This is a genomic window from Kitasatospora sp. NPDC018619 (assembly GCF_044391605.1).
Taxonomy (GTDB): domain Bacteria; phylum Actinomycetota; class Actinomycetes; order Streptomycetales; family Streptomycetaceae; genus Kitasatospora.
This window is the reverse complement of sequence record NZ_JBISAI010000022.1, coordinates 34546-48226: the sequence shown is the minus strand read 5'-3', so window position 1 is coordinate 48226 and position 13681 is coordinate 34546. Positions and strand designations below refer to the sequence as shown.

Genomic DNA, 13681 nt, shown 5'->3' with positions numbered 1-13681 from the left:
CGGGGGCGCGCAGCCGCCGCGGGGGGGGCCCCCCCCCCCGCGGGGGGCGGGGGGGCCCCGGGGGGGGGGGGGGGGGGGGGCGGGCCCCCCGGGGGGGGGGGCCCCCCGGCCGACGACCTTCGCGGACGTCACCGCAGAAGCCTCACCGGGCTCCTCAGCGGACCGCCTCAGCGGACGCCGAGGTGGTCCGGCGCGGGGCGCGGCGGGGCGACCGGCGCCGCGACGGCATCCGCCGCCGGGGCCGGGGCCGACCGTACCGGCCACCACAGCGAGCGGCCGAGCAGCGCCGCCAGGGCCGGGACCACCGCCAGGGAGAGCACCAGGGCGGAGAGCAGGATGCCGAGCGTCAGCGAGAAGGCGATCTGCTCGCTGCCCGGGGTGGTGGCCAGGGTGGCGAACGAACCGGCCAGCACGACGCCGGCCGTGGCGACGGCGGGCGCGGTGTGCCGGACGGCACGGGCCACGGCGGCGCGCGGCGGGCCCGGGCGGCGCATCTCCTCGCGGATCCGGTCGGTGACGAGGATGTTGTAGTCGGTGCCCAGGGCGACGACGAACAGGAACAGCACCAGCGGGAGCGTGAACGCGACGCCGGGCTTGCCCAGGCCGTGCTGGAACAGCAGCGCGGCCGCGCCGAGGGTGGCGGCGAAACCGAGGCCGACGGCGAGCATCAGGACCACCGGGGCGAGCAGGCTGCGCAGGAGCAGCAGCAGGATCAGGGCGATCAGGGCGGCCGCGACCGGGAAGACCACCCGCAGGTCGTGGTCGACGGCGGTGGAGATGTCGGCGAAGACCGCCGCCGTCCCCCCGACGTGGCCGCTCGTCCCGGCCGGGGTGTGCGCGGCGACCGCGGCACGGACCGGGCCGGAGGCCAGGTCGCGGGCCCGCTGGCTCTGCGCGTCGGCGTTCAGGTAGAGGTCGATCCGGGCGGCGCGGCGGTCCTCGCTCAGGACGGTCCGGCCGACCTGGCCGACGCCCTCCACCCCCGCCAGGGCGCGGGAGAGGCCGTCGAACCGTGCGGCGTCGAGGGTGCCGCCGCCCTGGGCGACGAGGTAGACGCTCGTCGGGTCGGACACGCCGGCCGGCAGGGCGCGGGAGATCTCCGCGGCGGTGGCCGTGGCGGCCGTCCTGGTGCCGTCCGCCAGGCTGTAGTCCATCCTGAGCCCGGCCGTGCCGGCGGCCAGTGCTCCGAGCAGGGCGACGGAGCCCGCGAGCAGCGCCAGCGGCCGGCGGGCGACGAGGCCGCCGAGGCGGGCGGCGACGCCGTCCCGCGGAACGCGCTTCAGACCGCGCGAGGGCCAGAACATCCCGCGGCCGCAGGCCGCCAGCAGGGCGGGCATCAGGGTGAGGCTGCCCAGCAGCATGACCAGCACGGCGACGGCGATGGCCGGGCCCAGCGAACGGAACTGGCCGAAGGTCGCCACGCCGAGGGTGGCGAAGGCCGCGACGATGGTCAGCGCGGCGGAGGTGATCGCCGTGCCCACCCGGGCCGACACCTCGGCGGCGGCCTCCCGGGCCTGCTGCTCGGGGCGTGCCCGCAGGTGCTCGCGGAACCGGAAGAGCAGGAACAGCAGGTAGTCGACGCCGATGCCGAGCAGGACCACGGAGATCAGGCCCGGAGTGGAGGCGTCCAGCTTCAGTCCGGTGAGCGCCGCGGCGCCGGCCACGGCCCCGCCCGCCGCGCCGCCGATCACGGCGACCGCGAGCAGCGGCAGCACGGCCGCGAGCACACTGCGGAACACCAGCACGTTGAGCAGCACGATCAGCACCATGACCAGGGCGCTGCCGACCGTGGCCGCCGTCCGGTTGGCGTCGGTGCTGTCGGAGGTCTGGGCCAGGCCCCCGGTGAACCCGGTGCGCATCCCGAGGTCGGCGAACCGCGTGCGGGCGTCGTCCCGGAAGGCCTTGTAGACGCCCTGCACCCCCTCGTCCGTCGCGTTGCCGGTCAGCTCGACCGAGAGCAGCTCGAAGGTCCGGTCGGGTGCCACCACGGCGGGCGCGATCCGGGGCGTCTGCGAGCGGTCGGGCAGCAGGAAGGCCGGCTCGTCCTCCTTCCTCGGCATGACGACCCGGCGCTTGGCGAGCTTCGCCGCCTCGTCCTCGACCCGCTGCTGGTCGGCGGCGGTCAGCGGCCCGCCGTCGGCCCGGGCGACCAGCACCGTGACCGTGGTGGCGTCCGGGTCCACGCCGAAGTTGTCCTCGGCGATCCGCAGCGCGGCGGCCGAGTCGTAGCTGCGCGGCAGGAAGTCCGCGCTCTGCGACCCGGTCACCCGGGACATCAGCATCGGTGCCAGCAGGGTGAGCCCCATGCCCAGCACCGCCCAGACGGCGATGACCTTCCATGCGTGTCTGGTGGAGAACCCGGTCAGTGCGCGGATCACTGTTCCTCCGGCTGGTGGACGCGAACGTCGGTGTCGGCGCCGGGGGTTCCCGGCGTGCCTCAAGACCATCAGGAGAAGGGGGCGCCGGGCGTCCGGGCAGCGGACGATCCGTGCCGGGGCCCGGGGTCCTCCGCCCGCGGCGGGACCGGGACCGTGGTCCTGGTCCGTCCCCCCGGCGTCGGCCGCGGGGACCACGTCCGGGCCGGCGGGCCGGTGCCAGAATGGCTGCGTCAGTGATCAGCCGGGAGGACCAGATGGACGGGCGTCAGCGCGCCGGGGTGGCCGTGGACACGGACGGCCCGCCGAAGGGGTGGACGGAAAGCGACGACGACGGGCCGCCGGGAGTACGGGCGGACGGGCCGCCGGGGCGGTGGACGGGCAGGCTGCGGGGGCGGTGGGCCGACGGGCTGCCGTGGACCCAGGCCGACGCCCTGGTGGCCGTCTGCGCCGGCACCTTCGACCTGCTCGCCCACCTGCTGCTCAGCCAGGTGGCCGACGGCGGGGGCATCACCGTGCCGGTCTTCGCCCTGCTCGTCCTGTCGGGCCTGCCGCTGCTCGCCCGGCGCAGCCACCCGCTGCCGGTGCTCGCCGCCGTCCTGCTCCTGCGGATGGCCGTCGACCTCTCCAGCGCCCCGCTCGGCCCGCACTTCGGCGCCGTCCTGACCGTGGCCCTGTTCTCCGTCGGCCGCACCCAGACCCTCCCGGTGACCGCGGCCGCCGTCGTGGCGACGGCCGTGACGACGCCGCTCGGCCAGGGCCACTTCCAGCACCTCACCTGGGACGGGATGGTCGCCGCGCCCGCGTCCGCCGCCCTGGTGGGCGGCGCCGGCCTGGCGCTCTCCCGCTGGCAGCGGGAGGTCGCCGCCAACCGCCGGCTGCTGGCCGACCGCGCGGTCGCCGAGGAGCGCCGCCGCATCGCGCGGGAGCTGCACGACATCGTGGCCCACCACATCACCACCATGCAGCTGATGGCCGGCGGCGCCCGGGCCAACCTCGCCAACCCCGAGGTGGTCCAGGACGCCCTGGTGACGCTGGAGTCCTCGGGGCGGCTGGCGCTGCGGGAGATGCGCCAGCTGCTGAACGTCCTGCGGGCCGGTGACGAACCCGACGCCGCGCCGCCGCTGCCCCAGCCCGCGGCGGAGGAGGTCGACCGGCTGGTGGACGAGTCCTGCCTGGCCGGGCTGCCGACCGAGTACACCGTCGAGGGGCCGCGGCGCCCGCTGCCGCCGACCGTGGGCCTGACCGTCTTCCGGATCGTCCAGGAGGGCCTCACCAACGCCCGCAAGCACGCCGGCCCGGCCCGGGCGTCCGTCCGGCTCGCCTACCTCCCCGACCGGGTCACCGTCGAGGTGCGGGACGACGGCGGCGGCGCGCCCGCGCCGGAGGGCGCCCAGGACGCGGGCCGGGCGGGGTACGGACTGATCGGCATGCGCGAGCGCGTCGCCCTGCACGGCGGCACCCTGGAGACCGGGCCCCAGCCGGGCGGCGGCTTCGCCGTGGTGGCCGAACTGCCGCTGTCCCCCGCCGAATCGGCCGAGGCCGCCCTCCAGCACGGCGGGGCTGCCCGGTGAGCGGCCCGGTGGACGGTGCGGCGGGCGGTGCCGGGCCCGCTCCGGCGATCAGGGTGCTCATCGTGGACGACCAGCCGCTGGTCCGCCGCGGCCTGTCCCTGATCCTCTCCCCTGATCCCGCCCTGGCGGTGGTCGGCGAGGCCGAGGACGGGGAGCAGGCCGTGGCCGCCGCCCTGCGGCTGCGGCCCGACGTCGTGGTGATGGACATCCGGATGCCCGTCCTGGACGGCGTCGGCGCGACGCAGGAGCTCGCCCGCGTCCTGCCCGGCTGCCGCGTGCTCGCCCTCAGCACCTTCGACATGGACGAGTATGTGGTGGCGGCGCTGCGCGCCGGTGCCCACGGGTTCCTGCCCAAGGACGTCTCCCCGGAGGACCTGGGTGCGGCGATCCGGACGGTGCACGCCGGGGAGGCCGTGGTCGCCCCGCGCCTGCTCACCCGGCTGATCTCCGCCTACGTCCGGGCGCCGGCGCCCGCCTCCGCCGCGCCGGCCGCCGTCGGGACGGGCGAGCTCACGCCCCGGGAGGTCGAGGTGTGGCGGCTGATCGCCACCGGCCTCGACAACACGGCCATCGCGCTGGCCCTGGACATCAGCGTGTCGACCGTGAAGAACTACATCACCAGCATCTTCGGCAAGCTGGAGGTCCGGGACCGCGCCCAGGCGGTCATCGCGGCCTACGAGTCAGGCCTGGTCACCGCCCGTACGGGCAACGGCGACCAGACCGGCTAGGGTCCGCCGGGGCCGTCACCCGGCGAGGTCGGGAACAGCTGTCGATCCGGTCCGCCGGCGTCCAGGTGCCGGCCTCCTCGGCGAGTGGCTCACGGTAGCGAACCGCCCGCCGCGCGAGGGGGCCGCCGTCCGCCGCGGGCGGCTCCCGGCCCAACGGACGGGTACGGATTCGCGGAGTTTCCGAAAGAGTTCGTCAGGAAGGCGGTGGCCGGGGGCGTCCGGGAGGAAGATCTGGTGCACGTACACCTGGTCGAAGGTCATACGGACGGGTGGTACGGCAGAGCCACCTCGATGTCATGGACGGTGAAAAGTGTTCGAGTTCAGTGGGATGGCCGGCCCGAACGACCGCTGCCTCGACGGCAGCCGCGCACCCTGGGACTGCCCGGCGGCCGGCGAGGCCCCCGCGGGCCACGCCCTGCCCGCACCGGGAGGCGCCCCGCGCTCCGTGCCGCACGCCGAGGACGAGACGGCGCGGACGCTCGGCGGCAGCCGGCGCCGGGAGGCCCGCCCGTACTGCTGAGGCGTGCCTGACCAGCGGTCGGTTGTCCGTGGCACGGTCCGTGGGCTCCCCGCTGGACTCCGCCCGCTCGGCTGCACGTCCCCGGCACGGGTCCCGAACCGCCGCCGTGCCGCCCGGACTCCGGGCGGCACGGCGGCGCCGTTTCCGGGCGGCACGGCGGCGCCGTTTCCGGGCGGCACGGCGGCGCCGGAAGGCTCCGTCAGCCCGACGCCGCCCAGGAGAGCAGCAGCCGCAGCCCGTCGTCCGAGGGCGAGCCCGGGGCGGCGGTGTAGGTGACCAGGGCCTGACCGGGGTCGTCGGCGGGGCGCAGGGTGTCGTAGGCGAGGTCGAGGGGCCCGGCGAGCGGGTGGTGGAAGGCCTTCCGGCCGGAGGTCTTGTCGGCGACGGGGTGTTCGGCCCACATCCGCCGGAACTCCTCGCTGCCCAGGCAGAGCCGGCCGACCAGCTCGGCGAGCAGCGGGTCGTCGGGGCGGCGGCCGGCTTCGAGGTGGAGGAAGGCGACGTTCTCCCGGGCGCAGGCGGCCCAGTCGGCGTACAGCTCGCGGGAGGCGGGGTCGAGGAAGGTGATCCGGGCGATGTTGCGCTCCTCGGCGGGCAGGGCGCCGTAGTCGCCGAAGAGGGCGGCCGCGGCGCGGTTCCAGGCGAGGACGTCCATCCGGTGGCCCATCACCACGGCGGGCGTGTGCCGGAGCTGGTCCAGCAGGTGCAGCAGGGAGGGGCGCGGCCGCTGGCGTTCGGCGGGCCGGCGGGGGCGGGCCGCGGGGCGGGCGAGGCGGTGGAGGTGGCCGGACTCGTCGGGGGCCAGGCGCAGGGCGCGGGCGACGGCGTCGAGGACGGCGTCGGACGGGTTGCCGACGCGGCCCTGTTCGAGGCGGGTGTAGTAGTCGACGCTGACCCTGGCGAGGTGGGCGAGTTCCTCGCGGCGCAGTCCGGCGACCCTCCGGCGGCCGCCGTAGTCCGGGAGGTCGACGTCCTCGGGCCGCAGGCCGGCGCGGCGGGTGCGGAGGAATTCGCTCAGGGCGCTGCTCGGGTTCACGCCATGGATTCTCACCCGGGCGGGCCCCGCCGTGCCTGGCCCTGGCAGGACCAGGCACGGCGGGGCCGCCCGGGCGGTCGGCCGGTCAGCCCGGTCAGCCCGGTCAGCCCGGTCAGCCGGTGAACGGCGGGAAGGCCGGGACGAGCCCGCCGTCGATCACGACGTCCTGCCCGGTGATGTACGAGGAGCGGTCGGAGAGCAGGAAGGCGACCGTCTCGGCGACGTCCTCGGCGGTGCCCAGCCGCCGGAGCGGGACGTGGCCGCGGATCGGCTCGTGGTCGGCCGGGTCCGGGATGACCTCGTGGAACATCTCGGTGACGATGAAGCCGGGGCTGACCGAGTTGACCCGGATGCCGCGCCCGGCGAGTTCGCTGCCGAGGGTGCGGGCGAGGCTGAGGACGGCGGCCTTGGTGGCGGCGTAGACGGCGGCGCCGGGCAGGCCGCGGTGCGGGGTCCAGGAGGCGTTGAGGACGACCGACCCGCCGCCGGCCGCGTCCAGCAGCGGCAGGGTGTGCTGGACGGTGAAGAAGACGCCCTTGAGGTTGGTGTCCACGAGCCGGGTGAAGTCGGCCTCGGTGACCTCGCCCACCGGCTGGAAGACGGCCACGCCCGCGTTGGCGAACACGCCGTCGAGCCGGCCGTGGCGCTCACGCACGGTGTCGGCCAGCCGGGCGAGGTCGGCGGGTACGGAGGCGTCGGCGCGGACGGTGAGCAGGCGGTCGCCGGCGTCGAGCCGCGCCGCGGCGCGGGCGAGCCGGTCGTCGTCGCGGCCGGTGACGACGACCCGGGCGCCGCCGGCGAGGAGGTGACGGGCGGTGGCGAAGCCCATGCCGCTGGTGCCGCCGGTGACGAGGACGGTGGTGTCGGAGGAAGTGCGGTTCATGGCGTCCACCCTGGCGACGGGCGCCGGGGCGGCACCAGGCCCGCCCCGACCGTGGGTCCGGCAGAACCACCCTGCCGACCGGGAATCGGAACGGCCGGCCGGGGGTTGGGCCAAGGCGACGGCCCCTACGGCACTCGCGGAGAAGGACTTCCCATGAAGATCGGCATCATCGGCGCGGGCAACATCGGCGGCAACCTGACGCGGCGGCTGACCGCGCTCGGGCACGAGGTCTCGGTGGCCAACTCCCGCGGCCCGGAGACGCTCAAGGACCTGGTCGAGGAGACCGGCGCGAAGGCGGTGACGGTCTCCGAGGCCGCCCGCGGGGCGCAGGTCGTGGTGGTGACGGTACCGCTGAAGAACGTGCCGGACCTCCCCTCCGGGCTGTTCGACGGCGCCGCCGAGGGCTTCGCGGTGATCGACACCGGCAACTACTACCCGAAGGAGCGCGACGGGCGGATCGACGCGATCGAGGACGGCGGGCTCACCGAGAGCCGCTGGACGGAGCAGCACCTCGGGCACCCGGTGGTGAAGGTGTTCAACGGCACCTACGCCCAGGACCTGCTGGAGCGCCCGCGCCCGGCGGGCGACCCGGAGCGGATCGCCGTGCCGGTCGCCTCGGACGACGAGGAGGCCAAGCGGGTGGTCCGGGCGCTGGTCGACGAGCTGGGCTTCGACACCGTGGACGCGGGCGGCATCGACGACTCCTGGCGTCAGCAGCCGGCCACCCCGGTGTACGGGCTGCGCGCCGGTGTCGAGGGGGTGACCCGGGCGCTCGCGGAGGCTTCCCCGGAGCGCCCGGCCGCCCACCGGGCGTAGGGCGGCTCACCCGAGCCGGCGCGCCCCCTCCGCCGGGACGGCGGTGAGGGTGCGCGGCTCGGTGTACCCGGCCGCGCGGAACGCCGCGGTGACGGCGGCGGCGACGTGCTCGGCAGAGGCCGCGTCCACCAGGGCGATGACCGAGCCGCCGAAGCCGCCGCCGGTCATCCGCGCGCCGTGGGCGCCGGCGGCCAGGGCGGCCTCGACGGCGAGGTCGGTCTCCGGGCAGGAGACCCGGTAGTCGTCGCGCAGTGAGGCGTGCCCCGCGGTGAGGACCGGGCCGAGCGCGGCCGGGCGGCCGGCGTCCAGCAGGGCGACGGCGGCTTCCACCCGGGCGTTCTCGGTGACCACGTGCCGCACCAACGGCCGCAGCTCCGAGGGGAGTCGGGCGAGCGCGTCGGCGAGCCCGGAGGGCCGGAGCCCGCGCAGCGCGGGCAGCCCGAGCAGGGCGGCGGCCCGTTCGCAGCCGGCCCGCAGCGCGGCGTAGGCGCCGTCGCCGAGGTCGTGCTTCACCCGGGTGTCCAGGACCAGCAGGGCGAGGCCCGCCCCCGCGAGGTCGACCGGGACCTGACGCGTCGCCAGGTCCCGGCTGTCCAGGAACAGCGCGGCCCCGGGGCGGCAGCACATCGAGGCCATCTGGTCCATGATCCCGCAGGGCACGCCGACGAAGGCGTTCTCGGCCCGCTGGGCCAGCACCGCCAGGTCCGCGGCCGGGAGCCCCAGCCCGTACAGGTCGTTGTAGGCGGTGGCGACGGCGCACTCCAGCGCGGCGGAGGAGGACAGCCCGGCGCCGCTGGGCACGTCGCTGTCCAGCCGCAGGTCCGCCCCGCCGACCGGGTGCCCGGCCTCGCGCAGCGCCCAGACCACCCCGGCCGGATAGCCGGCCCAGCCGGGCACCGAGCCGGGGGCGAGGTCCTCGACCCGGAGCTCGACGAGCTCCCGGCCCTGGGCGGACCAGAGCCGCAGCAGCCCGTCCGCGCGGCGCGCGGCCCGGGCCCGGACGGTCTGCGGCAGGGCGATCGGGAGGACGAACCCGAGGTTGTAGTCGGTGTGTTCGCCGATCAGGTTGACCCGGCCGGGGGCGGCCCACTCCCCCTCGGACGGACGGCCGTACAGCTGGGCGAAGTCGTTCATGCGGTGGCCTCCCGCAGCCGGCGGGCCGCGTCCTCGGGGGTGATGTCGTTGACGAAGGCGTCCATGCCGGACTCCACCCCGGCCAGGTACTTGAGCTTGTCGGCGGCCCGGCGGACCGTGAACAGCTCCAGGTGCAGGGCGAGTTCGTCGCGCTGCCCGGCGGGCGCCTGGTGCCAGGCGGAGATGTACGGGGTGCGGCCGGTGCCGAAGAGCCGGTCGAAGCGGCGCAGCAGCTCCAGGTAGAGGGCGGGGAACTCGTCCCGCTGCCCGGCGTCCAGCCCGGTCAGGTCGGGCACCCGGCGGTGCGGGTACAGGTGCACCTCGTACGGCCAGCGGGCGGCGAAGGGGACGAAGGCGGTCCAGTGCGCCCCGGCGAGGACGACGCGTTCGCCGTGGGCGCGTTCGGCGGCGAGCAGGTCGTCGAAGAGGTTGCGGCCGGTGGCGGAGCGGTGGGCGGCGGCGCGGGCGGCCATCCGGGCGGTGCGCGGGGTGGTGAAGGGCAGGGCGTAGACCTGGCCGTGCGGGTGGGCGAGGGTGACGCCGATCTCGGCGCCGCGGTTCTCGAAGCAGTAGACCTGCCGCACGCCGGGCAGGGCGGAGAGTTCGGCGGTGCGGTCGGTCCAGGCGTCCAGGACCAGCCGGGCCCGTTCGGGGGCGAGGTCGGCGAAGGAGGCGTCGTGGTCGGCGGTGAAGCAGACGACCTCACAGCGGCCGGCCCCGGGGGCGCTGGTCCACAGGCCCTCGGCGGCGCGGACGGGCTCGGCGGGCGGGCCGGCCAGCGAGGGGAAGCGGTTCTCGAAGACGGCCACCTGATAGTCCTCGGCCGGGATCTCGCTCAGCCGCCCGTCCCGGGACGGGCAGAGCGGGCACTCCTCGGGCGGCGGCTGGTAGGTGCGCGCCTGGCGGTGGGCCGCGATGGTCACCCAGTCGCCGGTGACCGGGTCCAGCCGGACCTGGGAGCCGGGGGTCTGCGGGTCGAGCGGCCGTCGGTCCACGGCGGCGCGGGGGGCGGCCGCGCCGCTGTCGTAGTAGATCAGCTGCCGGCCGTCCGCGAGGGTGGTCACGGTCCTGACGGCGGGCTGGGTCAGGGACGTCCCGGGCATGGCCCTTCTTCCTCTGGGTCACTGAGCGCTCCGGTGCGCCGGGTGCTCCGGTTCACCGAGCGCTCCGGTCGGAGTGGAGCACGGGAATCAACAGAAAGCTACAATCTCGAACATTATCCACCAGGACACCACGGGCGGACCGTGGTCGAAGGGGGCCCCCGATGGCTGACAGCGCCCAACCGCTCGCCGGACAGCGCCGCGTGCTGATCCTGGAGCAGGTCCGCGCGCGCGGCGGGGTCCGGGTCACCGAACTGGTCCGCGACCTCGGGGTCTCCGACATGACGGTCCGCCGCGACCTGGACGCGCTGGCCCGCCGCGGACTGGTGCACAAGGTGCACGGCGGCGCGGTCCGGGTGGAGGCCCCGGCCACCGGGGAGCCCGGGTTCGAGACCAAGGCGCGCTGGGAGCTGCCCGCCAAGGAGGCGATCGCCCGGGCCGCGGCCGCGCTGGTGCCGCCGGGTTCGGCGGTCGGGCTGGCCGGCGGGACGACCACCTTCGCGGTCGCCCGGCGGCTGCGCACGGTCGAGGGCCTCACCGTGGTGACCAACTCGCTGCGGATCGCCGAACTGCTGGAGCAGCCCGCCGAGGACGGCACGCCGTCCACCGCCACGGTGATCCGCACCGGCGGCGTGCGGACGCCCTCGGACGCCCTGGTCGGGCCGGTGGCCGACCAGGCGATCCGCTCCCTGCACGTCAACCTGCTGGTCCTGGGCTGCCACGGCCTCTCCCCCGAGGCCGGGCTGACCACCCCGAACCTGGCCGAGGCGGAGACCAACCGCGCCTTCCTGCGCTCGGCCCGGCGGGTGGTCGTGGTGGCCGACCACACCAAGTGGAACGCGGTCGGCCTGGCCTCCTTCGCCGACCTGGACCAGCTGGACGTCCTGGTCACCGACGACGCGCTGCCCGCCGAGCAGCGGGCGGCCGCGGCCGGGCTGGTCGGCGAGCTGGTCGTGGCGGCGACGGCGGACCGGCCGGACCGCGCCGAGCGGCCGGAGTGACCGGGGCTACCGTCCGGGCCGGCCCGAACTCCCCCGCACCACCAGCTCGGTGGCCATTTCCGGCCCCTCCCCCGGCGCAGCCTCCCCGCGCACCCGCGCCAGCAGCCGTTCGACCAGCGCCGTGGTGATCGCCCGCAGCGGCAGCCGCACCGAGGTCAGCGCGGGGTGGCGGTGGCGGCAGAGCGGCGTGTCGTGGAACCCGGTGACGGCCACGCCGCCGGGCCCGACCACCAGCCCCTCCGCCCGGACCGCCTCGTCCGCCTCCAGCGCCAGCAGGTCGCTGCCGGTCGCGACGGCGGTGGGCCGGTCGGGCCCGCGCAGCAGCACCCGTACGGCGGCCACCGCGGACAGGCCCCCGGGCACGGGAACGGCGGGCTCCGCAACCGTTCCGTCATCCGGTGGAGGCCGCGGTGCCTGACGGCGGCTTCGCGGCCGCGGCGTCCGGCGGCCCGAACGCCGTCCCCGGGGTGACCGGGATCCCGCGGGACATCGCCTCGAAGTCCAGGATCGGGTGGGTCAGGATCTCCTCGACCTCGTCGGTCAGGAGGTTTCCCAGGATGAACTCCTCCTCCGCCCCCGAACCGAAGGTGACGACCTGGCCGCTGGACTGGATCATCCAGTTCAACAGCTCCCGCTCACTGCTCTCGGCGAGGTGGATCTCCCGGCCGGGGTGCTCCCGCCGGATCCCCTCCACCACCTCCCGGACCTCCTCCACCGCCACCCCGAGCCGGCGGACGGTGGCCGGCGAGGCCCGCCGGCCCCACCACTGGAAGACCACCCACTGGGCGACCGAGGGATGGGCCAGCACCTCGGCCGCCAGCTCCGGCAGCTGGTGCAGGTTCCCGGCGCTCGCCACGGTGTGCACCCGCACCCGGTCGAAGCCCTCGGCGTCGCACAGCGCGAGGGACTCCCGCAGCGCGTCGAGCAGCCGGGCGTCCGGGCTGCGGCGGAAGGCGCGCTGCACCTCCGGCGTGACGGCGTCCAGCGGCAGCCGCAGCGAGGACAGCCCGCGCAGGCGGTCGAGCTTCTCGGCGGTGAGCGTGTAGCCGGTGGTGTCCAGGCCGACCTTGAGGCCGGCGGCCACCGCACGGTCGACCACGTCGAAGACCGGCGGCCACAGCAGCGGGTCGCCGCCGGCCAGGACGAGGTCGGTGGTGCCGTGCGCGGCCAGCTTCGCGATGATCAGCTCCGCCTGGGCGAGGTCGATCTGCTCCGCGGCGAACGGGTTGTAGCAGCCCTGGCAGGACATCGGACAGCGGTTGTTGATCGACCAGTTGACCCGCCGGACGCGCCGCCCCGCGCGCGGCCGGCCGGCCCGGCTCCGGATCCCGGCCACCAGCTGGGCCAGGCGCCGGGACTGCGGCAGGGTGGCACCGGCGAGCAGGCCCTCGGCCCGCTCCACGGCGGCCGCGGTGGCGTTGTTCTGGAGCAGGAGGAAGGCCAGCCGCCACCGCGTGGTCTCGTCCGCCGGATCCCGGAGCAGGTCCCGCTCGACCCGCGCGGTCAGGGCGGCCAGGTAGCCGGGGGTGAAGTTGGCGGGTTCCAGGCGCCGTTGGAAGTCGTCGGCGACCGATCCGCGCTCCAGGGCCCGGTCGTAGCCGGCCCGCAACGGGTGCGGGGGCAGGATCTCCACGTGCTGCCGAGTGGACACGGTGCCCTCCGGGGCGGTCGGTTCGGGGCGGTCCCGGTACGGGGCGGTCAGTTCGTGGCGGTCCCGGTACGGGGCGGTCGCTTCGAGGCGGACGGCAGCAGCACGACCATCGAGTCGGCGGACGACAGGCCCATCCCCTCGACGAACACCGCGTCCCGGACGAGCTGTGCGACGGCCGGGTGGGTGGGGGCTTCGAGGTAGCGCGCGGTGGACTCGAGCGGGGTGATGCCGCGCTCGGTGATCAGGACGCGCAGGGCGCGCGGGAGGTTGTCCAGGTCCTCGCGCACCTCCGGCAGGTCGAACCGGTCGGCCAGCCGCAGCGCCGCCCGGCGGGCCTTGGCCAGGTTGGTCTCCGGGTCCACGGCGGTCGCCTTCGCCAGGTAGTAGGGCACGGGCTGCACCATCCAGGCCAGCGCCGTCTTCCGGTCGCCGTCCTCGCCGTCCTCGCCGTCCTCGCCGCCGGGCAGTTCGAAGCCCTCGGGGCCGAGCCCGAGACCGTCGCCGAACCATTCGCGCCGCATGCTGATCCGGTAGTGGGCGTGGCCCGCGGACCGGAACACCGGGAGCCGGGCGATGACGGAGGTCGTCTCGATCCGGAAGGCGTCGGAGATCCGCCGCATCCTGCGCCCCACCGCGCCACGGACCTCCGGCACGTCCGCGTCCTCGGCCACGACGTGGACCAGGTCCAGGTTGGAGACGACGTCGCCGCCCGGCCCGGTGCGGTGGTCGCCCCTGGCCAGCGAGCCGGTCGCCGCCACCGACATGTCGGCCGCGTCCGCGAACTCCCGGGCCAGCTCCTGGAACAGCAGGGGGACGTCTTCGGGTCTCACGTGGCTCCTCCGGTGTCGGCGGCGACGGCGCGG

13 protein-coding genes are annotated in these 13681 nt (G+C 76.1%); 5 read left to right on the top strand and 8 right to left on the bottom strand.

What is annotated here, in order from left to right:
- Positions 1 to 167 precede the first annotated feature (167 nt).
- Entirely contained in the window at positions 168 to 2378 is a 2211-nt protein-coding gene (locus tag ACH5AR_RS28410; RefSeq protein WP_396304373.1) for an MMPL family transporter, read from the bottom strand.
- Positions 2379 to 2599: 221 nt separating this feature from the next.
- Here ACH5AR_RS28410 and ACH5AR_RS28405 point away from each other — a divergent pair, with 221 nt between their 5' ends.
- The 3 genes from ACH5AR_RS28405 to ACH5AR_RS28395 all read left to right on the top strand — a co-directional run bounded on the left by ACH5AR_RS28405 (position 2600) and on the right by ACH5AR_RS28395 (position 5197).
- Entirely contained in the window at positions 2600 to 3949 is a 1350-nt protein-coding gene (locus ACH5AR_RS28405; protein WP_396304372.1) for a sensor histidine kinase, read from the top strand.
- Positions 3950 to 4002: 53 nt separating this feature from the next.
- Positions 4003 to 4677 carry a response regulator gene (locus ACH5AR_RS28400; RefSeq protein ID WP_396304423.1) on the top strand — a complete coding sequence of 225 codons (675 nt, stop codon included), beginning with the start codon at positions 4003 to 4005 and terminating at the stop codon, positions 4675 to 4677.
- 310 nt (positions 4678 to 4987) lie between these two features.
- Positions 4988 to 5197: a hypothetical protein gene (locus tag ACH5AR_RS28395; RefSeq protein ID WP_396304371.1), complete on the top strand. Its 210-nt coding sequence runs from the start codon at positions 4988 to 4990 to the stop codon at positions 5195 to 5197.
- A gap of 199 nt (positions 5198 to 5396) precedes the next feature.
- Here ACH5AR_RS28395 and ACH5AR_RS28390 read toward each other — a convergent pair whose 3' ends face one another.
- Positions 5397 to 6242 carry a helix-turn-helix domain-containing protein gene (locus ACH5AR_RS28390; RefSeq protein ID WP_396304422.1) on the bottom strand — a complete coding sequence of 282 codons (846 nt, stop codon included), beginning with the start codon at positions 6240 to 6242 and terminating at the stop codon, positions 5397 to 5399.
- A gap of 103 nt (positions 6243 to 6345) precedes the next feature.
- Positions 6346 to 7116 (bottom strand): SDR family NAD(P)-dependent oxidoreductase, encoded by a 771-nt coding sequence (locus tag ACH5AR_RS28385; RefSeq protein ID WP_396304370.1) that lies wholly within the window; start codon positions 7114 to 7116, stop codon positions 6346 to 6348.
- 153 nt (positions 7117 to 7269) lie between these two features.
- On the opposite strand from ACH5AR_RS28385, the gene ACH5AR_RS28380 reads away from it, so the two are divergent.
- Complete coding sequence (locus ACH5AR_RS28380) at positions 7270 to 7932, top strand: NADPH-dependent F420 reductase (RefSeq protein ID WP_396304369.1); 663 nt, start codon at positions 7270 to 7272, stop codon at positions 7930 to 7932.
- Positions 7933 to 7938: 6 nt separating this feature from the next.
- Here ACH5AR_RS28380 and galK read toward each other — a convergent pair whose 3' ends face one another.
- Together galK and galT are read right to left on the bottom strand one after the other, a co-directional pair.
- Positions 7939 to 9066: a galactokinase gene (gene galK, locus ACH5AR_RS28375; protein WP_396304368.1), complete on the bottom strand. Its 1128-nt coding sequence runs from the start codon at positions 9064 to 9066 to the stop codon at positions 7939 to 7941.
- Positions 9063 to 10169 carry a galactose-1-phosphate uridylyltransferase gene (galT, locus tag ACH5AR_RS28370; RefSeq protein ID WP_396304367.1) on the bottom strand — a complete coding sequence of 369 codons (1107 nt, stop codon included), beginning with the start codon at positions 10167 to 10169 and terminating at the stop codon, positions 9063 to 9065. The genes galK and galT overlap by 4 nt, the downstream gene beginning before the upstream one ends.
- 161 nt (positions 10170 to 10330) lie before the next feature.
- Between galT and ACH5AR_RS28365 the strand changes: the two genes are divergently transcribed.
- On the top strand, positions 10331 to 11167 hold the full coding sequence (locus tag ACH5AR_RS28365; protein ID WP_396304366.1) for a DeoR/GlpR family DNA-binding transcription regulator: 837 nt from the start codon (positions 10331 to 10333) through the stop codon (positions 11165 to 11167).
- A 6-nt stretch (positions 11168 to 11173) separates the two neighbouring features.
- Here the strand turns inward: ACH5AR_RS28365 and ACH5AR_RS28360 are convergent, their stop codons facing one another.
- The 3 genes from ACH5AR_RS28360 to ACH5AR_RS28350 are packed head-to-tail and all read right to left on the bottom strand — an operon-like array spanning position 11174 to position 13648.
- A complete protein-coding gene (locus ACH5AR_RS28360; RefSeq protein WP_396304365.1) occupies positions 11174 to 11530 on the bottom strand; it encodes a substrate-binding domain-containing protein in 357 nt (118 codons plus the stop codon).
- 28 nt (positions 11531 to 11558) lie between these two features.
- Complete coding sequence (locus ACH5AR_RS28355) at positions 11559 to 12818, bottom strand: radical SAM protein (RefSeq protein ID WP_396304364.1); 1260 nt, start codon at positions 12816 to 12818, stop codon at positions 11559 to 11561.
- Positions 12819 to 12865: 47 nt separating this feature from the next.
- Complete coding sequence (locus ACH5AR_RS28350) at positions 12866 to 13648, bottom strand: hypothetical protein (protein ID WP_396304363.1); 783 nt, start codon at positions 13646 to 13648, stop codon at positions 12866 to 12868.
- Positions 13649 to 13681 lie beyond the last annotated feature (33 nt).